The organism is Gulosibacter massiliensis (assembly GCF_900626105.1).
Taxonomy (GTDB): domain Bacteria; phylum Actinomycetota; class Actinomycetes; order Actinomycetales; family Microbacteriaceae; genus Gulosibacter; species Gulosibacter sediminis.
Genome location: NZ_UYZX01000001.1, coordinates 231,689 through 258,299 on the forward strand (window position 1 = coordinate 231,689; position 26,611 = coordinate 258,299).

The following is a 26,611-nucleotide window of genomic DNA, read 5'->3' on the forward strand; positions in this document are numbered from 1 at the left end:
GCACGCTCCTTTCAGTCAGCTTGATACCTCCGCGCTTGCCGGCCGCGCGGGATCAGTGCGGGAGGCGTTTCGATCTGCGCGGGCAACGGCCATCTTCGTGCTGGTGTTCGGCGCCATCATCGGCGCGATTACCCTCTTTGCGGTCATCAGCGGTCTCACGCAGCTCATCACCGGCATCGACCGAACGGATGCGGCGACGCCGACGTCGGCCCGGCTCACCGCCGTGCCGGGTCTGATCTTCGCGCTCGTGATGTTTGGGGTCGCGGTGTTCTTCATCGTCCGCTTCTTTCGCGACGCCTTCCGCAAGCAGCGCGTGGCGGCGCTGGCACGGGCGAACGGGCTCGAATTCGTAGGCTACCGTTCCGGCGCGCACCTGCGCGGCGTGGGCTTCCAGGCACCCGGTGACGCTCGCTGGCACTCGCACGTGGTTCGCGGCGTCGCCCAGGGGCACCCGTTCGAGCTCGGCGACTTCGAGGTTACCGAAGAACAGCGTTCCGCCAAGGGCCGCAAGCGCACCGTCACGGTCACGCGCTTCGCCTACCTCGCAGCCGGCATGCCGCTAAGAATCCCACACACGTTCTTCGACGCGACACAGAACGGCAAGTGGCGAAGGTGGACCGGCACCCTCGTGCGCTGGGATCTCGAGGGGCACTTCCCGACGCAGTTTCGCACGTTCACTGAGCGCGGTCGTGAGCGCGAGATGCTCGAGGTGATCTCGCCCGACATCATGCAGGTGTTCTCCGTCCACGGGCTCGGCCACGACATTGAGCTCAACGGCGCTCAGCTCATTCTCATGCACCCCGGCGCGAGTGTCGCGAAGCGGGCCCAGCTCGATGAGCTGCTGCTGCGGGGTAGTGCGATCACCGCAGAACTCGATTCGCGCATTCCTGCGTGGCATAGGGGATAATTGGGCAGATGAGCGAGCAGACGAGCAAACGACTTCGCGAGCGGCGAGCCGCACGCCCGCAGGTTCGCCCCACCGCCGAGGGCTGGATTCAGCCGATGGGCGCCGATGGCCGACCCCAGCTGCAGTTCGCCGCCAAGCAGCGGCGCACGCAACCCCCGGTGCACCTCGCCGACCTGTCGATGGCCGAGCGCCAGGAGCGCCTCAAGGAGTTCGGGCACCCGGCGTTCCGCGCGAAGCAGCTGTCGACGCACTACTTTCAGCACCACACGGCGAGCGCCGACGAGATGACCGACCTGCCCGCCGCATCCCGCGAGCAGCTCGTCGCCGACACGATGCCGCCGCTGCTCGCCGAGGTGCGGCGCCTGCGCACCGACAACGGCGACACCATCAAGTTCCTGTGGAAGTGCTTCGACGGCGTGCTCGTCGAGTCGGTGCTCATGCGCTACCCAGGCCGCATCACGCTCTGTGTCTCGTCGCAGGCCGGCTGCGGCATGAACTGTCCCTTCTGCGCGACCGGCCAGAACGGGCTGACGCGCAACCTGTCAACGGCCGAGATTGTCGACCAGATTGTGCAGGCGAACCGCGCGATTGCAGCGGGCGAACTCGGAGGCACCCGCTCCGACGGCGTGCCGGAGCGCGTGCACAACATCGTGTTCATGGGCATGGGCGAGCCGCTCGCGAACTACAAGCGCATCATGAACGCCGTGCACCGCATGGTCGACCCGACACCCGAGGGCCTCGGCATGTCGGCGCGCGGCATCACTGTCTCAACGGTCGGCCTCGTGCCGGCGATCCGCAAGCTCAGCGATGAGGAGCTGCCGCTGACGTTTGCCCTGTCGCTGCACGCCCCTGACGACGAACTGCGCGACGACCTCATTCCGGTGAACAGCCGTTGGAAGGTCGATGAGGCGCTCGACGCCGCTCGCGAGTACTTCGACAAGACCGGCCGCCGGGTGTCGATCGAGTACGCGCTCATCAAGGACATGAACGACCACGGCTGGCGCGCCGACCTGCTTGCCGACAAACTCAACGAACGCGGGCGCGGCTGGGTGCACGTCAACCCGATTCCCCTTAACCCGACACCTGGTTCGATCTGGACGTCGTCCGAGCCCGAGGTCGCTGCCGAATTCGTCGAGCGACTGCGAGCAAAGGGAATTCCCACCACCATGCGCGACACCCGCGGCAAGGAGATCGACGGAGCCTGCGGTCAGCTCGCGGCGGCGAACGACTAGGCACTGCGCCGCCAGCGAATCCAGCGAACCATGTCGCTGGCGCGACGTACTCTTGTCGGGTGCCGAAATTATCTGCGAAGACTAGCCAGCTCACCTCGCTGCGCGTGCAGCACGCACGCGTGCACAACCTCAAAAACGTCGATGTTGAGGTGCCGAGAGACAGCCTGGTCGTGTTTACCGGGCTCTCGGGCTCGGGCAAGTCGTCGCTCGCCTTCGACACGATCTTTGCCGAGGGGCAGCGCCGCTACGTCGAGTCGCTCTCGTCGTACGCGCGCATGTTTCTCGGGCAGGTCGATCGCCCCGACGTCGATTTCATTGAGGGCCTGAGCCCGGCCGTCTCGATCGACCAGAAGTCGACGAACCGCAACCCGCGCTCGACGGTCGGCACGATCACCGAGATCTACGACTACATGCGCCTGCTGTGGGCGCGCATCGGCATCGCCCACTGCCCCGAGTGCGGCGAGCGCATCCAAGCCTCGACCGTGCAGCAGATCGCCGACACCCTCATGGAGGTGCCGGCCGGCACCCGCTATCAAGTCCTTGCGCCCGTCGTACAGCAGAAGAAGGGCGAGTTCGTCGACCTGCTGCAGTCGCTCTCGCAGCAGGGCTTTGTGCGCGCGATGGTCGATGGCGAGCGGGTGCAGCTCGCGAGCCCGCCGACGCTGAAGAAGTCGTACAAGCACGATATTTCGGTGATCGTCGACCGCCTCGTCGCGAGTGATGATTTGCTCGGTCGGCTCACCGACTCGCTCGAAACCGCGCTACGGCTGGCGCAGGGTCGAGTGACGATCCAGTACGTCGATGCCGAGGGCGACGACGCTGAAGAGTCGTTCTCTGAGAACCTCGCGTGCCCGAACGGCCACGCCCTCGCGCTGTCCGAGATCGAGCCGCGCACGTTCTCGTTTAACGCGCCGTTCGGCGCATGCCCCGCCTGCGATGGCCTCGGTATTCGCATGGCCGTCGACGAAGACCTGATGATTGGTGACCCCGACGCCTCGATCGTCGAGGGTGCGATTTTGCCGTGGTCGTCGCAGGGTAAGTCGCTTTACCAGTACTACGAGCGACTGCTGTTCGGCGTTGCCGAAGAGCTCGGTTTCGACCTCAACACGCCGTGGCGCAAGCTTCCGAAGGACGTGCAGCAGACGCTGCTGCACGGCAAGGATTTCAAGGTACGGGTGAAGTACCGCAACCGCTTCGGTCGTCAGGTCACGTACTCTTCGGGCTTCGAGGGCGTCATCCCCTACATCGAACGGCAGTTCGCCGAGGCCGAGTCCGACGCGAAGCGGGACCGCTGGTCGCAGTACCTGCGTGAGGTGCCCTGCCCAGCGTGCGACGGCGCGCGCCTGCGCCCCGAGGTGCTCGCGGTCACGATCGCCGGCAAGTCCATCGCCGACGCGACGTTCATGTCGCTCGACAATGCGCTCGACTTCTTCACCAACCTCGACCTCTCGGAGCGCGAGGCGAAGGTCGGCGCCCAGGTGCTGCGCGAACTTCGCTCTCGCCTCGAGTTCCTCACCGAAGTGGGGCTCACCTACCTCAACCTCGCGCGCTCGGCCGGCAGCCTCTCGGGGGGCGAGGCCCAGCGCATCCGCCTCGCCACGCAGATCGGTGCCGGCCTCACGGGCGTGCTCTACGTGCTCGACGAGCCGTCGATCGGCCTGCACCAGCGCGACAACCGCCGCCTGATCGAGACGCTCGAAAAGCTGCGCGACCTCGGAAACACGCTCATCGTCGTCGAACACGACGAAGACACGATTCGTACGGCCGACTGGATCGTCGATATCGGGCCCGGCGCGGGGGAGTACGGCGGCGAGGTCGTGCACTCGGGCAGCTACGAGGGGCTCATTTCGAACCGCCAGTCGATCACCGGCGACTACCTTGCCGGCCGCCGCGAGATCACGACGCCGTCGAAGCGCCGCAAGCTCGACAAGAAGCGGAAGCTCACGGTTGTGGGCGCGCGGGCCAACAACCTGCAGAACGTCACGGTCGATTTCCCGCTCGGTGTGCTCACGGCAGTGACCGGCATCTCGGGCTCGGGCAAGTCGTCGCTCGTCAACGACGTGCTCGAGAAAGTCCTCGCGAACAAGCTCAACGGCGCCCGCCAGGTGCCGGGCAAGCACACGCGAGTCAACGGCGTCGACCAACTCGACAAGGTCGTGCACGTCGACCAGGCACCGATCGGTCGCACGCCGCGCTCGAACCCGGCCACCTACACGGGGGTGTTCGACCGCATCCGCAATCTCTTCGCCGAGACGCCGGAGGCGAAGGTGCGCGGCTACCAGGCCGGTCGGTTCTCGTTCAACGTCAAGGGCGGCCGCTGCGAGGCCTGCCACGGCGACGGCACGCTGAAGATCGAGATGAACTTCCTCCCCGACGTCTACGTGCAGTGCGAGACCTGCCACGGCAAGCGGTACAACCGCGAGACGCTGCAGGTGCTCTACAAGGGCAAGAACATCGCCGAAGTCCTCGAGATGCCCATCTCGGAGGCGGCGGAGTTCTTCGCGCCGATCAGCGCGATCCACCGCTACCTGCAGACCCTCGTCAATGTGGGGCTCGGCTACGTTCGCCTCGGCCAGGCGGCGACGACGCTCTCGGGCGGAGAGGCGCAGCGCGTGAAGCTCGCGACGGAACTGCAGAAGCGCTCGAACGGCCGCACCGTGTATGTGCTCGACGAGCCCACGACGGGTCTGCACTTCGAGGACGTCCGCAAGCTGCTCATGGTGCTCCAGAGCCTCGTCGACAAGGGCAACACGGTCATCGTGATCGAGCACAACCTCGACGTCATCAAGAGCGCCGATTGGGTCATCGACATGGGACCCGAGGGCGGAGCCGGCGGCGGCACAGTCGTGGCCGAAGGCACGCCAGAGAAGGTGGCAACGGTCGGGGCGAGCGCGACAGGCGAGTTCCTCGCCGACATCCTCGGTATCGCCCGACGCTCGTGAGCACCTACCTCGAGTGGCGGCCGAAGCCGGCGGACATTCCCGACAAACCGGGCGTGTACCGCTGGCTCGACGCCTCGGGCCGCATCCTCTACGTCGGCAAAGCAAAGCGGCTGAGGCAGCGACTCGCGAATTATTTCGCGGCGCTCGAGACGCTGCCCGAGCGAACGCGGCGCATGGTCACGACGGCCTCGACGGTGCGGTGGACCGTCGTCCAGAACGAGATCGAAGCGCTGCAGCTCGAGTACAGCCTCATTCAGGAGTACTCGCCGCCATTCAATGTGCGGTTGAAGGACGACAAATCGTACCCGTTCATGGCGATCACGCTCGCCGACGAGGCCCCGCGCGTCATGGTGACCCGCAACACCCACATCAAGGGCGCCCGGTACTTCGGGCCGTACCCGAAGGTCTGGGCGGTGAACGAGGCCATCGACCTCATGATTCGGGTGCTGCCGATTCGCACGTGCAACGACACGAACTACCGCCGGGCGATGCAAACCGGCAAGCCATGCTTTGCAGGCCAGATCGGCCGCTGCGGCGGGCCCTGTTCGCAGCAAGTGTCGATCGAGGAGCATCGTGCGCGCGTCGACGAGTTCGTGCGCATCATGGAGACGTATGACCGCTCGATCCTCGACGACCTGACAGCGCAGATGCAACTCGCCGCCATCGAGATGCGGTACGAGGATGCGGCCACGATTCGCGACCGCATCAGCGCGTTCGAGGCGGTGCTCGCGAAGTCCGCCGTGGTGCTGCCAGACAAGGCCGACGCCGATGTCTACGGCCTCGCGGAAGACGAGCTGGCAGCGTCGGTGCAGCTGTTCTCGGTGCGCCGCGGCCGCATCCGCGGCGTGCGCGGCTGGGTGCTCGACAAAGAACTCGACGTCGACACCGCAACGCTCATGCAGCAGGTGCTGCAGGATGTGTACGGGGCACAGGAGCAGCATCCCGCCCGCGAGGTGATCGTGCCGTCGCTGCCCGATGACCATGTCGCGCTCGAGGAGGTGCTCACGAAGGTGCGCGGTTCACGGGTGCAACTCCGCACCGCCCAGCGCGGCGTGAAGGGCGAGTTGCTCAAGACCGCCCAGTTCAACGCGACCGAAGCGCTGAAGCAGTACAAGCTCAAGCGTACCGCCGACTTCGTCTCTCGCACCGATGCCCTGAACGACCTGCGCGAGGCGCTCGGCATGGCCGAAGCGCCGCTGCGCATCGAGTGCTATGACGTTTCGCACCTGCAGGGAACGGGCGTTGTCGCGTCGATGGTGGTGTTCGAAGATGGCCTCCCGAAGAAGCATGACTACCGTCGATTCAATATCGCGAACACCACTGACGACACAGACTCGATCTACCAAGTGCTCACGCGGCGCCTCGCGTACCTCAATGCCGAGGAGGCGCCGAAGGAGGGCGACAAGTTCGAGTACCGACCGCAGCTGCTGCTGATTGATGGCGGCCAGCCCCAGGTCGCGGCGGCCAAGCGGGCGCTCGACGACGCCGGGGTAGGGGAGATCACCATTACTGGCATCGCGAAGCGGCTCGAGGAGCTCTGGCTGCCCGACGACGACTTCCCAGTGATCCTGCCGCGCTCCTCTGAGGCGCTGTTCCTCGTGCAGCGACTGCGCGACGAAGCCCACCGCTTCGCGATCACGGCGCAGCGTAAGTCGCGAAGCCGCGACATCCGTTCGCAGCTGGCCGATGTGCCGGGTCTTGGCCCCGCGCGGATCCGCGAGCTGCTGAAACACTTCGGCTCGGTGAAGCGCTTGCGGGCGGCGGGCGAGGATGAATTGCTCGAGGTTTCGGGCATTGGCACGGCGACCGCGGCGGCGATCCGAACTGCGCTGTCCGCCGGAAGCTCAGGCGATGGTCGCTAGGCTAGTCGTCGACGGGGCGCCGTGAGATCCGTCTTGCGAGCAAGGAGCACAGCGTGACTTTTGGTGGAGCTAATGGAACTGGGTTGACCGTGCCTGGCGCGCAGGAGCGCCAGGAGATCACCATCGTCACCGGCATGTCCGGTGCGGGGCGCTCGACCGCGCTCAAGGGCTTTGAAGACCTCGGCTGGTTCGCGGTCGACAACCTACCGCCGCAAATGATTCGCCCCCTCATCGAGGTCGCGGCCAAGGCGCGAGACTCGCTGCCCAAGCTGACGGTCGCGGTCGACATTCGTGGTGGCCGCCTCATCGACGAGTTTGAGGACTTCGCAGCCGAGTTGCGCAAGACGCACGAGGTGCACGTGCTGTTCCTTGACGCGACCGACGACACGCTCGTCCGCCGCTATGAGTCATCGCGCCGCCCGCATCCGCTGCAGGAAGACGGTGACACGATCCTCGACGCGATTCACCGCGAACGCACCCGACTGCGCGAGATCCGCAGCATGTCAGACATCGTCATCGACACCTCCGAACTCAACGTGCACGAGCTTGCCCGACGCATCAGCGAGCGCTTCGGCGCTCCAGACCAAGACAAGATCCGGTTGACGGTGATGAGTTTCGGGTTCAAATATGGGCTGCCCGTCGACGCCGACCTCGTGCTCGACATGCGCTTTCTGCCGAACCCGTTCTGGGTGGCCGAGTTGCGCGCCTACAACGGCCGCGACAAGCGCGTCTCGGAGTACGTGGTCCACCAGCCCGGCGCGAAGGAATTTGCCGAAAGCTTTCTCGCCATGATTGACCCGGTGTTGTCGGGCTACGCTCGCGAGAACAAGCGCCACGCAATGATCGCGGTCGGCTGCACCGGCGGCAAGCACCGCTCAGTCGCGATGACCGAATACCTCGCCTCGAAGCTGCGCGAGCGCCGTGACGTCGCGGTCTCGGTGAAGCACCGTGACCTCGGTCGCGAGTGAGCCGAGGGGTAAGATTGGTTTTTTCGCAATGAAAGGATGTCTACGTGACGTTGACCGAGAAAGTGAAGCGGGAACTCAACGGAGTTAACCCAGGATCGAACCTGGCGCGTGCTGCCCAGATTTCGAGCATCCTTCGCTTTGCCGGTGCGCTGCAGATGATCTCTGGGCGTTATGTCATCGAAGCTGAACTCGACACCGAGACCCTCGCGAAGCGACTCGCCCACGAGCTCGCGGCCATCTACGGGGTTCGCCCCCGCATCGCGCGCAGTGCGGGCGGCGCCGCGAGCGACCCGCACACCTACCTCGTGCGGGTGCTCGACCAGGGCGAGACGCTTGCCCGGCAGACGGGGATGATGGATGCTCGCGGACGCATTGTCCGCGGGCTACCGAACCGGCTCACGCTCGGCACCGCCGATGTGCTCGCGGCCATTTGGCGGGGTGCGTTTATCGCTGCCGGATCGTTGACCGACCCGGGCCGCTCGGCATCGCTCGAGATCGTTTGCGCTAACCGCGAGACGGCCATGGCGCTCGTTGGTGCGGCCGGCCGGCTCGGCATCGCTGCGAAGCAGCGCGAGGTTCGCGGCGTGAACCGCGTCGTGATTCGCGACGCCGAGGCGATCAACCAGACGCTCTCAGTCATGGGCGCAAAGCATGTGCTGCAGGAGTGGGAGGCGCTCCGCCAGCGTCGCGAGACCCGCGCCACGGCGAATCGCCTCGTTAATTTTGACGACGCGAACCTGCGTCGTTCGGCGCAGGCGGCCGTCGCGGCGTGCGCCCGCGTGGAGCGCGCCTTCGAGATCCTCGGCGATCAGGTGCCCGACCATCTGCGCCAGGCCGGAGAACTGCGCCTTGCGTTCCGCGAGGCCTCGCTTGACGAGCTTGGGCAGCGGGCCGACCCGCCAATGACGAAGGATGCCGTGGCCGGCCGGGTGCGCCGTCTGCTCGCGCTCGCCGACCGCGAGGCGTCGCAGCAGGGCATTCCCGACACCGCGTCGAGCGTGCCCGAGGGCGAACTCCTCGACTAACGCGTCACGGCGCCGATTCTGGGAGGCGCGCTCACCCAAACTGGGTACCGTTGACCTGATGGAATTCCGCAGATTTCCGTCTCCATCGCGCACCTATTGAAGGAGCAACCGTGACAAAGATCGCCATTAATGGTTTCGGCCGCATCGGACGCAGCTACGCTCGCGCCCTGCTGGACAACAGTCACCCGAATCTTGAGCTCGTCGCGATTAACGACCTCACCGACAACGCGACTCTCGCACACCTGCTGAAGTACGACTCGACCTCGGGCGTACTGAAGAACGAGGTGACGCACGACGAGGGCAGCATCTCCGTCGACGGTCACCATATCCACGCCCTCGCCGAGGCCGACCCCTCGAAGCTGCCCTGGGCCGAGCTGGGCGTCGAGCTCGTGCTCGAGTGCACCGGCCGTTTCAACGACCCGGCCAAGGCGCACGCGCACATTGACGCAGGCGCCAAGAAGGTGCTGCTCTCGGCACCCGCCAAGGGCGACGCCCCGACGTACGTGTTCGGGGTGAACCACACCGACTACAACCCCGAGACCGAGCACGTCATCTCGAACGCGTCGTGCACGACCAACTGCCTCGCCCCCCTGGCGAAGGTGCTCAACGACAAGTTCGGCATCGTGTCGGGCCTCATGACGACGGTGCACGCCTACACGGCCGACCAGCGTCTGCAGGACTCGCCGCACTCCGACCTCCGCCGAGCCCGCGCCGCTGCGCTGAGCATCATCCCGACCTCCACCGGTGCTGCGAAGGCGATCGGTCTCGTCATGCCCGAGCTCAAGGGCAAGCTCGACGGCTTCGCACTGCGCGTGCCCGTTGAGACCGGCTCGATCACCGACCTGACGGTGAAGCTCGACCGCGAGGTCACGGTTGACGAGGTCAACGCGGCATTCAAGGAAGCCGCCGAGGGCGACTTCAAGGGCATCCTCAAGTACAACGAGGAGCCGATCGTGTCGCGCGACATCATCGGCGAGAACCACTCGTCGATCTACGACGCACCGCTCACCAAGGTGATCGGCGACCTCGTCAAGGTGTCGAGCTGGTACGACAACGAGTGGGGCTACACCGAGCGCCTCGTCGACTTCTCGTCGTACGTCGCTGAGAACCTGTAACCACACACCCACCACGCACACTGAGGGAGACCACTATGCCTCTGCGCACACTCGAATCGCTCGGCGATCTCGCGGGCAAGCGCGTCCTCGTCCGCTGTGATCTCAACGTCCCGCTGCGAGACGGCGAGATCACTGACGACGGTCGCGTCCGGGCGTCACTGCCCACGATCCAACGACTCACTGAGCAGGGCGCGAAGGTCATCGTGATCTCGCATCTCGGCCGCCCGAAGGGCGAGCCCGACCCGCAGTTCTCCCTTGCGCCGGCGGCGGCGCGCCTCGCGAAGCTGCTCGACCAGGATGTTCCGCTCGCCGGTGACACCGTGGGCGAGAGCGCAGCTGGGCTCGTCGCCGCCCTGGAAGACGGTGGGGTTGTCGTACTCGAGAACCTCCGCTTCAACGAGGGCGAGACGAGCAAGGACGACGCCGTGCGTCGAGCCTTCGCCGAGCAGCTCGCCGCGCTCGGCGACGCCTTCGTCTCTGACGGCTTCGGCGTGGTGCACCGCAAGCAGGCCTCGGTGTACGAGCTCGCGGAGCTGCTGCCCTCGGCGGCCGGCCTCCTCGTCGAGAACGAGGTTGAGAAGCTCGGCCGGGTGATCAACGACCCCGAGCGGCCGTTCACCGTGGTGCTCGGCGGGTCGAAGGTCTCCGACAAGCTCGGCGTCATCGAGAACCTACTGCCGAGGGTCGATCGCCTCGTCATTGGTGGCGGCATGCTGTTCACCTTTCTCGCAGCACAGGGCCATTCGATCGGCAAGTCGCTGCTCGAGTCCGAGCAGATCGACACCGTGCGTGGCTACATCGAACAGGCCGAGGAGCGCGGCGTCGAACTCCTGCTGCCAAGCGACATCGTCGTGGCGGCGGGATTTGCCGCTGACGCCGAGCATGAGGTGGTTGACGCTTCGGCGATCGAGTCTTCGAAGTTCGGTGCCGAGGGCATCGGCCTCGACATTGGTCCCGACTCGGCGCGCGCCTACGCCGAGACGATTCGCACGTCGAAGACCGTGTTCTGGAACGGCCCGATGGGTGTGTTCGAGTTCCCGGCGTTCGCTGATGGCACCCAGCAGGTAGCCCAGGCCCTGACCGAGGTCCACGGCCTTTCTGTGGTCGGCGGCGGCGACTCGGCCGCGGCGATCCGTACCCTCGGCTTCGCCGACGACGAATTCGGTCACGTCTCGACGGGTGGCGGCGCCAGCCTCGAGCTCATCGAAGGCAAGCGCCTGCCCGGCCTGGAGGTACTCGGATGGTAGCCACCCGCACGCCGCTCATGGCGGGCAACTGGAAGATGAACATGACGCATCTTCAGGCGATCGCCTTCGTGCAGAAACTCGCTTGGACGCTGAAGGATGCCGATCACGACTACGAGCAGGTTGAGGTCGCGGTTTTCCCGCCGTTCACCGATCTTCGTAGTGTGCAGACCCTCGTCGACACCGACAAGCTCAAGCTCGTCTACGGCGGCCAGGATCTCTCGAAGCACGACTCGGGTGCCTACACCGGCGACATCTCGGGAGAGTTCCTCGCGGCCCTCGGCGCGAAGTATGCGCTCGTCGGTCACTCGGAGCGTCGCACGATCCACTGCGAGGACGACGCCGAATGCCAGGCGAAGGTGCAGGCCGCGCTGAAGCACGGCCTCATTCCAGTGCTCTGCGTCGGCGAGACGCTTGAGCAGCGCGAGGCGACCGACACTCCGTGGGATGTCCCCGTTGCGCAGCTTCGAGCTGGCCTGGCCGAGCTGCCGGCTGACGCCGAGATCGTCCTGGCCTATGAGCCAGTTTGGGCGATCGGCACCGGTAAGGTGGCGAGCGCGGAGCAGGCCCAGGAGGTCTGCGCCGCCCTGCGTACGGCCCTCATCGAGGAGCTTGGTGAGGAGCGCGCGGCGTCGACGCGCATCCTCTACGGCGGCTCGGTGAAGCCTGACAACGTCGCGAGCATCATGCGCGAGCCCGACATCGACGGCGCCCTTGTCGGCGGCGCGAGCCTGAAGATCGACGACTTCGCGTCGATCGTGCGCTATCGCAGCCACGTCGGCATCTAATCAGACGTCGTCGCCTATACTCGGACGGGGCCTTTATCGGCTCCGTCCGAGTTTTTATTGTTGTCGAGAGGACACCGTGGACATTCTGCTGGTCATTTTGCAGGTGGTGCTCGCGATCACGAGCGTGCTGCTCATCCTGTTTATCCTGCTGCACCGAGGCAAGGGTGGCGGACTCAGCGATATGTTTGGCGGAGGCGTGACCACGAGCGCTCAGTCCTCTGGCGTGGCCGAGAAGAACCTGAACCGACTCACCGTCTGGACCATGGTGATCTGGGCCCTCGCGATCGTCGTGATCGGCATTCTGACGAAGTTCGTCACGCCTGTCGCGTAGCGGCGGCGTCGGCGTAGACGCGCACCTCGAGGCGTGCGCGGACGCGCGACACCGGTGACTCCTCGGCGCTTGCACTGCCCGTTCGGGCAAGTGTGAGCGCCGATTGCTTTTCCGCACCCGTGGCGAAAACCCAACAGCGGGCGGCGGCATCGAGCATGCGGAAAGTGAGCGTCACGCGCATGGGCGGCGGCTTGGGAGCGTCATCGACGGCAACCGCGAGGGCAGAAGTCTCGGCCGGTAGACGGCCGGGGAAGAGGGATGCGGTGTGCCCGTCGGGCCCCATGCCGAGCAGCGCAAGATCGAGGCTTGGCACGCCGTTCGACTCGCGGATGGGGACGTGCCGAATGAGTCGCTGCTCGTACTCCGCGGCCGCCTCGGCGAGCGACATACCCAGGTCCCGCGCGGCAGCGATGTGGAGTTGGCTGGCGGGAAAGTCCGTCGCCTGACGCATGGCCGCGACGACCGGCGTCGCGTTGCGTTCGTCGGTGCCGCGATTGACGAACCGCTCGTCAACGAACCAGACATGCACGCGCGACCAGTCGAGGTCGCGGGCATTGCCGAGCTCGACCATCGCCGGCACGACGACGGTGGCGAGGGAACCACCCGACACTGCGAGGTTCGCGGCTCCGTGTTCGGTGATCGCCCTCGCCAGCACGTCGACGACGTCGCTGGCGAGGATCTTCGCCAACTCAGCGGCGTCGGACCCAACGATGAGGTCGGCATCGGCGAACGTCGAGGTCATCGTTCCTGCTCCGTGAGCTCACGATTCGACGCGGCGATCTCGGGCACACCCTCGAGCAGAACTGCCGCGTAGATCGGGTCGGCGGCGAAGGAACGCAGCTCCTCGCTGAGCACCGAGAACCGATTACGGATCGCCAGCGGCACGATCTGGTCGGGCTGGTCGGGCTGGCTCAGGATCGCGGTGTCCTTCGCCGTGCGGCGGAGTTCGATCACGCCGTCGTGGCGGAATAGCTTGACGGCGCGAAGGTTGCCCGCGAGGTCGTCGTCGGAGAACTGCAGGGTGACCGGCACCTTGAGGTAGTGCGCCAGCCAGCCCGCCATGAGCAGCGTGCTCGTGGTGAGCTTGCGGTAGCTGACCTCGGCGCCCGTGATCGGGTCGTAGGGTGGCTGATCGAGCACCGAGGCGAGCTGGGCACGCCAGCGGGTGATGCGGGCCCACGCGAGGTTGGTGTCGCCGCTTTCGTAGCCCTCGGCGAGCTGCGCGAGGGTGGCGAAGGGTTCGGCGACTTTGAAGCTGTCGACGATGCGCAACTGCGCGAGCTCGCCGAGCGGGTTCTGGGCCGGATGTGTCTCGGAGCAGTCGGGCCACCACGTCACAACCGGCGTGTCCGGCAGCAGCAACGGTTGGATGAGCGACGCCGGCTCTTCCGAGGCGGGGCCGGAGGCGTGGAGCACTACGACCTCGCTCGCGCCGGCGTCGGAGCCCACGCGGATCTCCGCATCGAGCTTCGCGCCGTCGCCGTCGGGGTAGGTGTGCACCACGATGACGCGCATCGGATGCTCGCCAGAGGCCTCGTTCGCCGCCTCAATCGCATCTTCGTTGACGTCCGAGGTGGCGACGACGATGAGCGTGAGCACGCGACCGAGGGCGATCGCGCCGCCCTCTTCGCGCATGCGGATGAGTTCGCGAGCGATCGCCGAAGAATTCGTGTCGTCGAGCGTGACAATCATGGGCGCCTCCAGGTTCGGTTGTCGCGCGCGAGTAGTTCGGCGGCGGATGCGGGGCCCCACGAGCCGGGCGCGTAGAGTTCTGGCGCACCGAGCGACGACCAGTACTCCTCGACCGGGTCGAGAATCTGCCAGGAGAGCTCGACCTCCTCGTGACGGGGAAAGAGGGGCGGGTCGCCGAGCAGCACGTCGAGGATGAGGCGCTCGTAGGCCTCGGGGCTCGACTCGGTGAACGCGTGGCCGTAGCCCATGTCCATCGTCACGTCGCGCACGCGCAGTCCCGAACCGGGCACCTTCGAGCCGAAGCGCATCGTGACGCCCTCATCGGGCTGCACGCGGATCACGAGCGCGTTCGGGCCGAGCGACACGCGGTCGGTGGGGGAGAACAAATAGCCGGGAGCATCCTTGAAGGTCACGGCGATCTCGGTCACGCGGCGGCCGAGGCGCTTGCCGGTGCGCAGGTAGAACGGCACGCCGAGCCAGCGGCGAGTGTCGATCTCGAGGCGCAGGGCTGCGAACGTTTCCGTGGTCGACTCGGCGTTCATGCCGTCCTCGTCGCGGAACGCCGGCACGTAGAGGCCGCCCTGCCAGCCGGCCGAGTACTGGCCCCGTGCGGTGCTCTTTGCGAGGTCGTGGCCGAGATGCACGGCCGACAGCACCTTCTCTTTCTCGTTGCGCAGGTGGTTCGCCGCGAAACTCAGCGGCTCCTCCATAGCGGTGAGCGCGAGCAACTGCAGCAGGTGGTTCTGAATTACGTCGCGCGCTGCACCAACGCCGTCGTAGTACCCGGCGCGGCCGGACACGCCGATGTCCTCGGCCATCGTGATCTGCACGTGGTCGACCCAGTTCGAATTCCACAGCGGCTCGAACATCGTGTTCGCGAAGCGCAGCGCGAGGATGTTCTGCACTGTCTCTTTGCCGAGATAGTGGTCGATGCGGAAGATCGAGTCGCTCGGGAACACGCCCTCGACAATGCCGTTGAGCTCACGCGCCGATTCGAGGTCGTGGCCGAACGGCTTCTCGATGATGACCCGGCGCCACGAACCGTGCGGCGCCTCGGTCAGTTCGGAGGCGCGCAGCTGCCCGGTCACCTCGGCGAAGGAGCGCGGCGGAATCGAGAGATAGAACGCGTAGTTGCCGCGGGTGCCCCGCTCGAGGTCGAGGCGGGCGAGCGTGTCGCGGAGGCGCGTGAACGCCTCCGCGTCATTGAACTCACCGCTGACAAACCGCAGACCCTTTGCGAGTTGCAGCCAGACATCCTCGTTCCACTCGGTGCGCGCGTGGTCAACGACGCTCTCTCGCATGAACTCGCGGAACTGGTCGTCGCTCCATTCGCGGCGGCCGAAACCGACGATGCCGAACGAGGGCGAGAGCAGACCGCGGTTCGCGAGGTCGTACACTGCGGGCAGCAGCTTCTTGCGGCTCAGGTCACCCGTGACGCCGAAGAACACGAGGTTGCTCGGGCCGGAGATGCGGTCGAGCCGCCGTTCGCCGACCGGACGCAGCGGATTCGCTGGAGTGGAAAAAGAGGTTGGCACGATCTAGATGTCTCCGAGGAGTCCGAGGAGCTGCTGCACGCCGCCTCGAGCGTCGGTCAGGTTGAGGCGCAGCACCGGCATACCGTGGTCCTCGAGCACCGACGCGTCGCCCGCGGCCTGCGCGTGAATGAGTTCGCCGAAGCTGAACGGGCGGTCGGGGATCGCGAACTGCGTCGCCGAGTCGGTCGTGATCTGCAGGAACACGCCGACGCGTGGGCCGCCCTTGTGGAACTGGCCGGTCGAGTGGAGGAATCGCGGGCCCCAGCCGAAGGTCACAGGACGACGGGCCCGGTGCGCCACGGCATCGCGGATCTGCGCGAGATCGGCGAGGCCGAGCCGGTCGGCGTAGGCCTGGATTGCGACGTAACCGCCCTCGGGCAGCTGCGCGAGCAGTGCCTCGATCGCGCCGAGCACGGTGCTCTGGCCGTCGGTGAGCTCGGCGGAGCCGCGCACCTCGATGTCGCCCTCCGAGAATGCGGGATCGACGGGGGCCGGCGTGGCGTCGAGCAGTGCTCGGGCCGCAGCCTTCGCCGACTCGACGTCGGGTTGGTCGAACGGGTTGATTCCGAGGAGCTTACCGGCGACCGCGACCGCGACCTCCCAAAGCAGCATCTGTTCGGCGAGCGAGCCCGAGACGTTGATCTCGTCGCCGAGCGCGGGCTCGGCAGCAGCATCCGCGACGAGGCGAACCACCTGCAGGTCGGGGATTGGCAGGCCGACCTCGGGAGCATCCTGGTGGAGGACGACGGGCAGCAGGCCCTTGCCCTCCTTGCCGGTCGACTCCGCGATGAGCTGCTCGGCCCAGTCGCCGAAGCCGACGATGTCGGTGCCTTGCTCAACGATGCCGATGTAGGTCTTCACCGGCTCGCCGCCAGCAAGCGCCGCGCCGAGCACGAGGCCCGGGTTCTGGGGCGAGTCGGCCTCAAGGTCGTCCTTCACGGCCGCCACCGGGGCGAGAAAGGCGTCCAAGTCGAGCCCCGCCAGGCCTGCGGGCACGAGCCCGAACGCGGTCATGGCCGAGAAGCGGCCACCGACGGTGGGGTCGGCGAGAAAGACGCGGTAGCCGGCCTCCTTCGACGCCGCCTCGAGCGGCGAGCCCGGGTCGGTGACGATGAAGATGCGCTCGGTCGGGTCGATGCCCGCGGCGGTGAACGCTGCCACGAACGCCCGGCGCTGCGAGTCGGTCTCGAGCGTCGAGCCGGACTTCGACGAGACAACGACGGCGGTGCGCTCGAGGTCGGTGTTGACCGACGCGGCCAGCTGCTCAGGGTCGGTCGAGTCGAGCACGACGAGCGGAATGCCCGCGGTGCGAGTCATGACTTCCGGCGCGAGGGAGGAGCCGCCCATGCCGCAGAGCACGATTCGGTCGACGCCCTTGCCGTTCAGCTCGTCGCGGAGCTGCACGATCTCGGGCACGAGCGGTGCCGAGACCTCGGCCGCGTCGACCCAGCCGAGGCGCTTCGACGACTCGTCTTCTGCCGCGGCACCCCACAGGGCGTGATCCTTGGCGAACAGACGACTCGCGAACTTCGAGTCGATGAGCGACTCGAGGTGGCGCTGCACCGCTTCGGTTGCGGCGCCGGACGTAGATACCTTGATGCTCATGGGGTGCTCCTTCGCGGCGGGCTACTTGCTCTGTTCGAGCTGCTCGGTGACGGTGTCCTGGAGCTGTGACCAGGAGACCTTGAACTTGTCGACGCCCTCGACCTCGAGCAAGTCAACGACCTCGGTATACGAGATTCCGAGGTCATCGATCGCATCGAGCAGGATGTTCGCGTCGTGGTAGGTGCCGGTGACCGAGTCGCCGCGGATCTCGCCGTGGTCGGCGACCGCGTCGAGGGTGGCCTCGGGCATGGTGTTGACGGTTTGGTCGGCGACGAGCTCGGTCACGTAGAGCGTGTCGGGGAGGGATGGGTCCTTGACACCGGTCGATGCCCACAGGGGACGCTGCGCGTGTGCGCCCTCGTCGAGCAGCAGCTTGGCGCGCTCGGAGGCGAACGACTCCTTAAAGACCTGGTAGGCGAGGCGTGCGTTCGCGATGCCGGCCTTGCCCTTGAGGGCGCTTGCCTCGTCGGTGCCAAGGGCGTCGAGCCGCTTGTCGATCTCGACGTCAACGCGGCTGACGAAGAACGAGGCGACCGAGCGGATGGTCGAGAGGTCGATGCCGTTCGCGCGCGCCTGCTCGAGGCCGGTGAGGTAGGCGTTGATGACCTCGCGGTAGCGGGGCAGCGAGAAGATGAGCGTGACGTTCACCGAGATACCGTTCGCGATCGCCTCGGTGATGGCCGGGAGGCCCTCCTTCGTGGCGGGAATCTTGATCATCACGTTCTTGCGGTCGACGAGCTCCCAGAGCTGCTTCGCCTCGGCGATGGTGGCATCCGTGTCGTTCGCGAGCAGCGGCGAAACCTCGATCGAGACGCGGCCGTCCTGCCCATCCGTTGCTTCGGCCAGCGGCGCGAACAGGTCGCAGGCGTTGCGGACGTCGGTCGTCGTAATCACGGTGATCGCCTCGTCGGTGGTGGCATCGCGCTCGGCGAGCTCCTTCACCTGCGGGGCGTAGGACTCACCGTTCTTCAGCGCTGCGGCAAAGATCGACGGGTTCGTGGTGACGCCGACAATGTTGCGCTCGTCGATCAGGGTCTGGAGTGAGCCCGATTCGAGGCGGTCACGCGAGAGGTCATCGAGCCAGATGCTGACGCCCTGGTCGGAAAGCTGCTGGGTGTTGGGGTTCTGCATGAGGTCCCTTTCAGAAAACGCGGTGCTTAGTTGGCCGCGAGCGAGTCGTGGGCGGCTTCGATGACGGCCTCGGTGGTAATGCCGTAACGGCGGAGCATTTCGCCGCCGTCGGCCGAGGCACCGAAGGTCTCGACCGAGACCGAGCGGCCGCGCGTGCCGAGGAACGGCGCCCAGGTCAACGCGAGGCCGGCCTCGACGCTGACGCGGGCGGTGACGCTCGCCGGCAGCACCGCGCTGCGGTACTCCTCAGGCTGGGCGAGGAACCACTCCTGCGACGGCATCGCGACCACGCGGGTGGGAGTGCCTTCGTCCTCGAGCACAGCACGAGCGTCGAGTGCGAGCGAGACCTCCGAGCCGGTGGCGATGAGGATGACCTCGGGGGCGCCGCTGCGGGCCTCGGCGAGGATGTAGCCGCCCTTCGCAAGGTTGCTCGCCGCGGCGAGCGTGTCGCCGCTCGCGTCGCCGTCGCCGCGCTCGAGCACGGGGAGGTCCTGGCGCGAGAGCACGAGACCAATCGGGCCCTCGTGCTGCTGCAGCGTGGCGAGCCACGCCTGCGCGGTCTCCGCACCGTCGCTCGGGCGGATGATCGTGAGGTTCGGGATGGCTCGCAGCGCGGTGAGCGACTCGACCGGCTGGTGGGTCGGGCCGTCGCCACCGAGGGCGATCGAGTCGTGCGTCCAGACATAGATCGCGGGGATGTTCATGAGCGCGGCGAGGCGCACTGCCGGGCGCATGTAGTCGCTGAACATGAGGAACGTGCCGCCGAAGGCGCGCGTCTTCCCGTGCAACACGATGCCGTTGAGGATCGCCGCCATTGCGTGCTCGCGGATGCCGAAGTGGAGCACCCGGCCGTACGGCTCGGCGGTCCAGGTCGACGTCGAGTGCTCGACGGGGGCGAAGGACTTGGCGCCGTCGATGGTCGTGTTGTTCGAGCCGGCGAGGTCGGCCGAGCCACCCCAGAGTTCCGGAAGCAGCGGCGCGAGGGCGTTAATGGTCTTGCCCGAGGCCTTGCGGGTCGAGACCTTGGCGGTGCCGGCGAAGTCGGGCAGCGCATCCTCGATGCCCTCGGGCAGCTCGCCGGCCTCGAGCCGGTCAAGCAGCTCCTTGCGCTCGGGCTCACGCTCGGCCCACGCAGCGAAGTCGGCCTCCCACGCGGCGCGAACCTCGCGCATCCGCTCGCCGAGCTGGCGCGTGTGAGCGAGCACCTCGTCCTCGACCTGGAATGTGGCCTCCGGGTCAAAACCGAGGAGTTCTTTGATCGCGCGGATCTCGTCGGAGCCGAGCGCCGAGCCGTGGGCTGCGCCGGTGTTCTGTGCGTGCGGGGCGGGGAAGGCGATGTGGTTCTTGAGGATGATCAGGGTCGGGCGGGCAAGCTCGCCCTGCGCCGTCTCGATCGCCTCTGCGAGGTCGTCGATGTCTTCGGTGACCTTGCCGTCTTCGCCGAGCCAGTTCACCTCAAGTACCTGCCAGCCATACGCCTCGTAGCGCTCGGCGACGTCTTCGGTGAAGGCGATGTTGGTGTCGTCTTCGATCGAGATCTGGTTCGCGTCGTAGATGACGATGAGGCGGCCGAGCTGCTGGTGGCCCGCGAGGGACGAGGCTTCTGAGGTGATGCCCTCCTGCAGGTCACCGTCGCCGGCGATCACATAGGTGTAGTGGTCGAACGGGCTCGCACCCTCTTCAGCCTCGGGGTCGAACAAGCCGCGTTCGTAGCGCTGGGCGTACGCGAAGCCGACCGCGGTAGCGAGGCCTTGGCCGAGCGGGCCCGTGGTCATCTCGACGTGTGCGAGGTGGCGGTACTCGGGGTGGCCGGCAAGCGGCGATCCCCACTGGCGAAGGTGCTTGAAGTCGTCGAGCTCGACGCCGAAGCCGCCGAGGAAGAGCTGCGTGTACTGCGTGAGGCCCGCGTGGCCGTTCGACAGGATGAAGCGGTCGCGGCCGAGCCAGTCCTGGTCTGCGGGGTCGTGCCGCATGATGTGTTGATAGAGGAGGGTTGCCACCGGAGCCAGGCTCATCGGGGTGCCGGGGTGGCCGCCACCCGCGTTCTCGACAGCGTCAGCCGCCAAGAGTCGGGCGGTGTCCGCAGCACGCTGGTCGAGGTCGGTCCAAATGACGTTGGGCACAGGTGTCCTCCAGATAGCAATAACGAGGTCAAGGCACGCCGATCGGCGATGTCTCCACACTAGCGCCGCGGGATCGCGCGAAACCTTAGTCGTGTCCTCGAAGTCTGGCGCCAAACGGGTAGACTTGCAGCTATTGAGCAAGTAAAGGGCAGGTATCTGTGACAACCGATCGATTGACAGGCATGTCAAGCGCAGTTTCAGCAGCCGGTGACGGCGCGTCGAAGGCGACATCGATTGGGTTGAAGCGCAAACTGGCCGCCTACGTGGCGCTCACGAAGCCCCGCATCATCGAGCTGTTGCTCATCACGACGCTGCCGACCATGCTGCTCGCAGCCCGGGGCATCCCGTCGGTCTGGCTCATGCTCGGCGTACTCGTGGGGGGCGCGTTGTCCGCCGGTAGCGCAAACGCGTTCAACTGCTACTTCGACCGTGACATCGACCGTGTCATGAAGCGCACCGCGAAGCGGCCGCTCGTCACTGGCGAACTCGCCGACCGCGAGGCGCTCGTGTTCGCGTGGGTGCTCGGCGTCGTGTCGACTGCGGTGCTGTGGCTCGTCGCCAACCTGCTCACCGCAGCGCTTTCCGTCGGGGCCATCCTGCTTTACGTCGTGCTCTACACGCTCATTCTCAAGCGCCGCACCGACCAGAACATCGTCTGGGGTGGCGTCGCCGGCTGCATGCCCGTGCTCATCGGCTGGGCGTCGGTCACCAACTCGCTGAGCTGGGAGCCGCTGCTGCTGTTCCTGCTCATCTTCCTCTGGACTCCCGCGCACTACTGGCCTCTCTCGGTCAAGTACGCAGCCGACTACGACCGCGCCGACGTGCCAATGCTCTCGGTCACCGAGGGCGAGGGGTCGGTCGCCCTGCAGTCGGTCATCTACGCGTGGGCCACGGTCGTCGGCAGCCTGCTGCTCGTGCCGGTCGCGCCGATGGGCTGGATCTACACGATCGCCGCCCTAGCCGCTGGGGCCTGGTTCGTCATTGAGGCGCACCGCGTTTACAGCCACGTCGTGCGCCAGACCGGCCTCGCGCAGCCGATGCGTGTGTTCCACCTGTCGATCCTCTACCTGACCGTCGTGTTCCTCGCGGTCGGCGTCGACGCGCTCGTCTACCTGCCGCTGGTTCCATAGCCGCGCATCCGCCTGGCCCTCGGGCCGGTTGCCGGTCGTCGCGGTTCTCTCGTGACGATGCGGTTGTGGCTGCATCGATGATGGAAAATCGCATCGACGCCAGGAAACTGCGGCGGGGCTGGGCGGACGCGCGGCCCGCTACTTCGCGCGGCGGGCGTTGACCAGGTTCACAGTGAGCACCGCGATAACGGTGACCGCGAGGATCATGTGGGTGCCGACCGACCAGACCGGCAGGCCGGCTCGCGATTGGTAGACGCCGAAGGCGATCTGTATGACCACCAGGATGAGCAGGGTCACGCTTGACGCCTTCGTGCGCGCGAGCTTGCTGCGCAGGACGAACACCATCATTACGACGAGCGCCGCGGCGAGGGCGTAGGCCGGCCACGAGTGCACGTGCTGCATCACGACCGGGTCGAACCCGTTCCGCGCGGCAATTGTGTCGCCAGCATGGGGGCCGGCGCCGGTGGTGAGCACGCCGACGACCTCGGTGATCCACGTCAGCACCGTGACGACGATGAGGCTCACCCACAGGCCGCGCGGGGCACGGGGCGCATCCGCCGCCGGTAGCGGCTCGGCGTAGCGGACGCGCTGGAGCAGCAGCGCAGCAATGGCGACGATGGCAGCTGAAAAGAGGAAGTGCACGCCGACGATGCGCGGGTCGAGGTGGAAGATCACGGTGATGCCGCCGATGATTGCCTGCACGATGATGAGCACACCGATGAGGAACGCCGGGATGCGCAGGCCGAGCTGCTTCGGGGCGTTGCGCACGGCGAGGTAGGTCAGCAGGGCGACAATCACGAGCAGACCGGTCAGCGTGCGGTTGCCGAACTCGATCAGGCCGTGGATGCCCATCTCCTGCGTCGGCACGAGCGACTCGGTCGTGCAAAGCGGCCACGTCGGACACCCGAGGCCCGAGCCAGTGAGTCGCACGAGGCCGCCGGTGCCGACGATGAGGATGTTCACGACGAGGTTGGCCCAAGCCAGCCCCCGAGTCCAAGCGGTAACCGAGTCCGGCAGCAGGAACGATTGAACCGATTCCGGCAGCATGAATTTGGACCGTGGCACAGGGGCACCTCTCAGTTTGTGGCGAACACGCCCGAGAACCATGGGTGGTGGCTTAGACTCGAGGATGGTGTTCAGTTCGCGCGATCTTGGCCTCCCGGAGAACCCACGGGAAGGAATCGGCGCTGGAATTTGTTTCATTGTATGCGGGTCCCCACGATCCAGCCGCGAATCTGAACCGATGACGACAAGAAAGAGGTAGGGATGTCTGATCTGCTCATCGACCGCCCCGAGCTTAATGACCTTGGTCAGTATGAGTTTGGCTGGCACGACCCTGACGTAGCCGGGGCCTCAGCGAAACGCGGGCTCAGCGAAGACGTGGTGCGTGACATCTCGCGCATCAAGAATGAGCCCGAATGGATGCTCGAGCGTCGTCTCAAGGGACTGCAAATGTTCGGCCGCAAGCCGATGCCGACGTGGGGCGCCGACCTCAGCGGTATCGACTTCGACAACATCAAGTACTTCGTGCGTGCGTCGGAGGCTCAGGCCCAAACGTGGGAAGACCTCCCCGACGACATTCGCAACACGTACGAGCGTCTCGGCATCCCCGAGGCCGAGCGGCAGCGCCTTGTCGCGGGCGTCGCGGCCCAGTACGAGTCCGAGGTCGTGTACCACCAGATCAACGAGGAGCTCGAGCGCCAGGGTGTCATCTTCATGGACACCGACACCGCGCTGCGCGAGCACCCGGAGTACTTCGAGGAGTACTTCGGCACCGTGATCCCTGCCGGCGACAACAAGTTCGGTGCGCTCAATACCGCGGTGTGGTCGGGTGGCTCGTTTGTGTACGTGCCCAAGGGCGTCCATGTCGAGATTCCGCTCCAGGCCTACTTCCGCATCAACACTGAGAACATGGGCCAGTTCGAGCGCACGCTGATCATCGCCGACGAGGGCAGCTACGTGCACTACATCGAGGGCTGCACCGCCCCGATCTACAAGAGCGACTCGCTGCACTCGGCCGTCGTAGAGATCATCGCGAAGAAGAACGCGCGCGTTCGCTACACGACGATCCAGAACTGGTCGAACAACGTGTACAACCTCGTGACCAAGCGCGCCATCGCAGAAGAGGGCGCGACCATGGAATGGGTCGATGGCAACATCGGCTCGAAGGTGACCATGAAGTACCCGTCGATCTACCTCACCGGTGAGCACGCCAAGGGCGAGACGCTCTCGGTCGCGTTCGCGGGCCCTGGCCAGCACCAGGATGCTGGCGCCAAGATGATCCACATGGCACCGCACACGCAGTCGTCGATCGTCTCGAAGTCGATCGCCCGCGGCGGTGGCCGTGCCGGTTACCGCGGCGAGGTTCGCATCGCTGAGAACGCACACAACTCGGCCAACTCGGTCGTGTGTGACGCGCTGCTGGTCGACAACATCTCGCGCTCCGACACCTATCCCGCAATCGACATCCGTGTTGACGACGTGCAGCTCGGGCACGAGGCCACGGTCACGAAGGTGTCGGCGGAGCAGCTCTTCTACCTCATGAGCCGAGGCCTCGAAGAGACCGAAGCCATGGCCATGATCGTGCGCGGCTTCATTGAGCCGATCGCGCGCGAGCTGCCGATGGAGTACGCGCTCGAGCTGAACAAGCTCATCGAAATGAACATGGAAGGATCGGTCGGCTAAGCAATATGACGATCACTGAGACTCCGCGCCTGCCCGAGAGCGCCGGAAAGTTCGTCCCTGTCCAGACGCGTTCGGAGCGACCAGCTTCGTTTGCGCCCGAGGATTTCCCTCAGCCCACCGGTCGCGAGGTTGACTGGAAGTACGCGCCGATCAAGAAGCTCGCGCCGCTCTTCGAGGACGCCGCCGGCGACGGCAGCGTCACGGTCGAGGTCGCCGGGCCGAGCGAGGTGCGCACCGGCACCCTCGCCCCCGGCGAGGCGCCCCGCGGCACCGGATTCACCCCCGAGGGCCGCGCCGAGGCCATCGCCTCGAAGTACGCGACCGCGACGCACATCGTGATCCCGGCCGACGCATCCCTCGACGCGCCCGTGTACGTGCGTGTGACGGGCGCGGGCGCGCAAACCCGCGATCTCGTCCACCTCGTGCTCCAGGCCGAGTCGAACTCGACCGCCACGATCGTGGTGGAGCACTCGGGCTCGGCGCTCGTGAGCGAGAACGTTGAGATCCTCGTCGAAGACGGTGCGAACCTCGACGTCATTGCGATCCACGAGTGGGACGACGACGCGGTGCACACCGGCGCCCACCAGGCGGCCATCGGCAAGGATGCGACGCTCAAGCACACGCTCGTCACGTTCGGCGGCAACGTCGTGCGCGTCAATCCGTCGCTGCACCTCAACGGTGCTGGCGCCGAGGGCATCGCGAAGGGCCTCTACTTCTCGGATGCGGGCCAGCACTTCGAGCACCAGGTCTACATCGACCACGCCGGCGAGCGCACCACGAGTGACGTGAACTACAAGGGCGCCCTGCAGGGCGACGGTGCTCGCGCCGTCTGGATCGGCGACGTGCTGATCCGCCCGACCGCGGTCGGCACCCAGAGCTACGAGCAGAACCGCAACCTGGTGCTGTCGAACGGCGCGCGCGCCGACTCGATCCCGAACCTTGAGATCGAGACCGGCGACATCGCAGGTGCCGGCCACGCTTCGGCGACCGGCCGGTTCGAGCAGGAGCAGCTGTTCTACCTCATGGCCCGCGGCATCGACGAGCTCACCGCCCGTCGGCTCGTCGTGCACGGCTTCCTGAACGAGATCGTGCAGTCGATCAGCGTGCCCGAGGTGCAGGAGCGCATGCGCGAAACCCTCGAGCGTGAACTGGAGGCGAGCACCGAAGCGATGATGGCGGCGAGCGCCGTATGAGCTTCGAACGAGTCTGCGGCGTCGACGACGTCCAGGTTGACTCGCCGATGCGCGTCGAACTCGCCGACCAGGTGATCGCGCTCGTGCGCGACTCGGCTGGCGACGTCTTCGCAATCGGCGACCGCTGCACCCACGGCGACATCTCGCTCTCGGAGGGCTTCGTCGAAGACGGCACCCTCGAGTGCTGGGCACACGGCTCGCAATTCTCGCTCTGCACCGGGTGGCCCAAGTCGCTGCCCGCGTTTGAACCAGTTCCAGTCTTCGCCGTCAAGGTCGAAGACGACGCAATCTTCATTGACCCGACTCCGATCTACAAGGAGAACAACTAGCAATGTCCGTTCTTGAAATCAGCAACCTTCACGTCCAGGTCGAGACCGACCAGGGCCCCAAGGAGATCCTCAAGGGTGTCGACCTCACCCTGAACTCCGACGAGATCCACGCCATCATGGGCCCCAACGGCTCGGGCAAGTCGACGCTCGCGTCGTCGATCGCCGGCCACCCCGCCTACGAGGTGACCGAGGGCTCGGTCAAGCTCGACGGCGAAGAGGTCCTCGAGATGTCGGTCGACGAGCGCGCGAAGGCCGGCCTGTTCCTCGCGATGCAGTACCCGGTCGAGATCCCGGGCGTGACCCTCTCGAACTTCCTCCGCACCGCGAAGACCGCGATCGACGGCGAAGCGCCCGCGATCCGTGGCTGGCTCAAGCAGGTCCGCGGTTCGATGGACAACCTCCGCATGGGCAACGAGTTCCTCGAGCGCAACGTGAACGAGGGCTTCTCGGGTGGCGAGAAGAAGCGCGCCGAGATCCTCCAGCTTGAGCTGCTCAAGCCGAAGTTCGCCGTGCTCGACGAGACCGACTCGGGCCTCGACGTGGACGCGCTGCGCATCGTGTCGGAGGGCGTCAACCGCGTCAAGGGCGACACCGGCATGGGTGTCCTGCTCATCACGCACTACACGCGTATCCTTCGTTACATCAAGCCCGACTTCGTGCACGTGTTCGTCGACGGCCGTGTGGCCGACGAGGGCGGCGCCGAGCTCGCTGAGAAGCTCGAGAACGAGGGCTACGACAGCTACCTGCAGGCCGCGCAGGCCTAACTAACTGGAG

22 protein-coding genes are annotated in these 26,611 nt (G+C 66.3%); 15 read left to right on the forward strand and 7 right to left on the reverse strand.

The window, feature by feature from the left end:
• The first annotated feature begins 97 nt into the window (after window positions 1–97).
• The 10 genes from EJL01_RS01110 to secG all read left to right on the forward strand — a co-directional run bounded on the left by EJL01_RS01110 (window position 98) and on the right by secG (window position 12,414).
• Window positions 98–907: a hypothetical protein gene (locus EJL01_RS01110; RefSeq protein ID WP_164509675.1), complete on the forward strand. Its 810-nt coding sequence runs from the start codon at window positions 98–100 to the stop codon at window positions 905–907.
• Window positions 908–915: 8 nt separating this feature from the next.
• Entirely contained in the window at window positions 916–2,139 is a 1,224-nt protein-coding gene (rlmN, locus tag EJL01_RS01115; RefSeq protein WP_125105889.1) for a dual-specificity RNA methyltransferase RlmN, read from the forward strand.
• Window positions 2,140–2,198: 59 nt separating this feature from the next.
• On the forward strand, window positions 2,199–5,081 hold the full coding sequence (uvrA, locus tag EJL01_RS01120; protein ID WP_125105890.1) for an excinuclease ABC subunit UvrA: 2,883 nt from the start codon (window positions 2,199–2,201) through the stop codon (window positions 5,079–5,081).
• A complete protein-coding gene (uvrC, locus tag EJL01_RS01125; protein ID WP_125105891.1) occupies window positions 5,078–6,943 on the forward strand; it encodes an excinuclease ABC subunit UvrC in 1,866 nt (621 codons plus the stop codon). Before uvrA ends, uvrC begins: the two co-directional genes overlap by 4 nt.
• Before the next feature lie 89 nt (window positions 6,944–7,032).
• Entirely contained in the window at window positions 7,033–7,911 is an 879-nt protein-coding gene (gene rapZ / locus EJL01_RS01130) for an RNase adapter RapZ (RefSeq protein WP_125107343.1), read from the forward strand.
• A gap of 44 nt (window positions 7,912–7,955) precedes the next feature.
• Window positions 7,956–8,936 carry a DNA-binding protein WhiA gene (gene whiA / locus EJL01_RS01135; protein WP_125105892.1) on the forward strand — a complete coding sequence of 327 codons (981 nt, stop codon included), beginning with the start codon at window positions 7,956–7,958 and terminating at the stop codon, window positions 8,934–8,936.
• Between the two features lie 110 nt (window positions 8,937–9,046).
• Window positions 9,047–10,051: a type I glyceraldehyde-3-phosphate dehydrogenase gene (gap, locus tag EJL01_RS01140; protein WP_125105893.1), complete on the forward strand. Its 1,005-nt coding sequence runs from the start codon at window positions 9,047–9,049 to the stop codon at window positions 10,049–10,051.
• Window positions 10,052–10,086: 35 nt separating this feature from the next.
• Complete coding sequence (locus EJL01_RS01145; RefSeq protein ID WP_125105894.1) at window positions 10,087–11,298, forward strand: phosphoglycerate kinase; 1,212 nt, start codon at window positions 10,087–10,089, stop codon at window positions 11,296–11,298.
• On the forward strand, window positions 11,292–12,083 hold the full coding sequence (gene tpiA / locus EJL01_RS01150; RefSeq protein ID WP_125105895.1) for a triose-phosphate isomerase: 792 nt from the start codon (window positions 11,292–11,294) through the stop codon (window positions 12,081–12,083). Before EJL01_RS01145 ends, tpiA begins: the two co-directional genes overlap by 7 nt.
• Window positions 12,084–12,159: 76 nt before the next feature.
• Window positions 12,160–12,414 (forward strand): preprotein translocase subunit SecG, encoded by a 255-nt coding sequence (gene secG, locus EJL01_RS01155; protein ID WP_125105896.1) that lies wholly within the window; start codon window positions 12,160–12,162, stop codon window positions 12,412–12,414.
• On the opposite strand, the gene pgl is transcribed toward secG, so the two are convergent.
• Genes pgl through tkt form a run of 6 tightly spaced genes read right to left on the reverse strand, consistent with a single transcriptional unit; the run spans window position 12,398 to window position 20,500 of the window.
• Window positions 12,398–13,156: a 6-phosphogluconolactonase gene (pgl, locus tag EJL01_RS01160; RefSeq protein ID WP_125105897.1), complete on the reverse strand. Its 759-nt coding sequence runs from the start codon at window positions 13,154–13,156 to the stop codon at window positions 12,398–12,400. The genes secG and pgl overlap by 17 nt on opposite strands.
• The gene (locus EJL01_RS01165; protein WP_125105898.1) at window positions 13,153–14,106 is read right to left on the reverse strand and encodes a glucose-6-phosphate dehydrogenase assembly protein OpcA; all 954 of its coding nucleotides are present in this window, start codon (window positions 14,104–14,106) and stop codon (window positions 13,153–13,155) included. The genes pgl and EJL01_RS01165 overlap by 4 nt, the downstream gene beginning before the upstream one ends.
• Window positions 14,103–15,644: a glucose-6-phosphate dehydrogenase gene (gene zwf / locus EJL01_RS01170; RefSeq protein ID WP_413229346.1), complete on the reverse strand. Its 1,542-nt coding sequence runs from the start codon at window positions 15,642–15,644 to the stop codon at window positions 14,103–14,105. The genes EJL01_RS01165 and zwf overlap by 4 nt, the downstream gene beginning before the upstream one ends.
• Window positions 15,645–17,246 carry a glucose-6-phosphate isomerase gene (locus EJL01_RS01175; RefSeq protein WP_125105900.1) on the reverse strand — a complete coding sequence of 534 codons (1,602 nt, stop codon included), beginning with the start codon at window positions 17,244–17,246 and terminating at the stop codon, window positions 15,645–15,647.
• A 21-nt stretch (window positions 17,247–17,267) separates the two neighbouring features.
• Complete coding sequence (gene tal / locus EJL01_RS01180) at window positions 17,268–18,377, reverse strand: transaldolase (protein WP_125105901.1); 1,110 nt, start codon at window positions 18,375–18,377, stop codon at window positions 17,268–17,270.
• A gap of 26 nt (window positions 18,378–18,403) precedes the next feature.
• Window positions 18,404–20,500, reverse strand: coding sequence for a transketolase (gene tkt, locus EJL01_RS01185; protein WP_125105902.1), 2,097 nt, complete (start codon window positions 20,498–20,500; stop codon window positions 18,404–18,406).
• Between the two features lie 182 nt (window positions 20,501–20,682).
• Between tkt and EJL01_RS01190 the strand changes: the two genes are divergently transcribed.
• On the forward strand, window positions 20,683–21,630 hold the full coding sequence (locus EJL01_RS01190; RefSeq protein ID WP_125105903.1) for a heme o synthase: 948 nt from the start codon (window positions 20,683–20,685) through the stop codon (window positions 21,628–21,630).
• Window positions 21,631–21,768: 138 nt separating this feature from the next.
• Here the strand turns inward: EJL01_RS01190 and EJL01_RS01195 are convergent, their stop codons facing one another.
• On the reverse strand, window positions 21,769–22,695 hold the full coding sequence (locus EJL01_RS01195) for a COX15/CtaA family protein (RefSeq protein ID WP_164509676.1): 927 nt from the start codon (window positions 22,693–22,695) through the stop codon (window positions 21,769–21,771).
• Between the two features lie 201 nt (window positions 22,696–22,896).
• On the opposite strand from EJL01_RS01195, the gene sufB reads away from it, so the two are divergent.
• Genes sufB through sufC form a run of 4 tightly spaced genes read left to right on the forward strand, consistent with a single transcriptional unit; the run spans window position 22,897 to window position 26,601 of the window.
• Window positions 22,897–24,315, forward strand: a complete 1,419-nt coding sequence (sufB, locus tag EJL01_RS01200; RefSeq protein WP_125105905.1) for a Fe-S cluster assembly protein SufB — start codon at window positions 22,897–22,899, stop codon at window positions 24,313–24,315.
• A gap of 5 nt (window positions 24,316–24,320) precedes the next feature.
• Window positions 24,321–25,508, forward strand: coding sequence for a Fe-S cluster assembly protein SufD (gene sufD / locus EJL01_RS01205; protein WP_125105906.1), 1,188 nt, complete (start codon window positions 24,321–24,323; stop codon window positions 25,506–25,508).
• Window positions 25,505–25,837, forward strand: a complete 333-nt coding sequence (locus tag EJL01_RS01210) for a non-heme iron oxygenase ferredoxin subunit (RefSeq protein ID WP_125105907.1) — start codon at window positions 25,505–25,507, stop codon at window positions 25,835–25,837. The genes sufD and EJL01_RS01210 overlap by 4 nt, the downstream gene beginning before the upstream one ends.
• Before the next feature lie 2 nt (window positions 25,838–25,839).
• Window positions 25,840–26,601 carry a Fe-S cluster assembly ATPase SufC gene (gene sufC, locus EJL01_RS01215; protein ID WP_125105908.1) on the forward strand — a complete coding sequence of 254 codons (762 nt, stop codon included), beginning with the start codon at window positions 25,840–25,842 and terminating at the stop codon, window positions 26,599–26,601.
• Window positions 26,602–26,611: the final 10 nt, after the last annotated feature.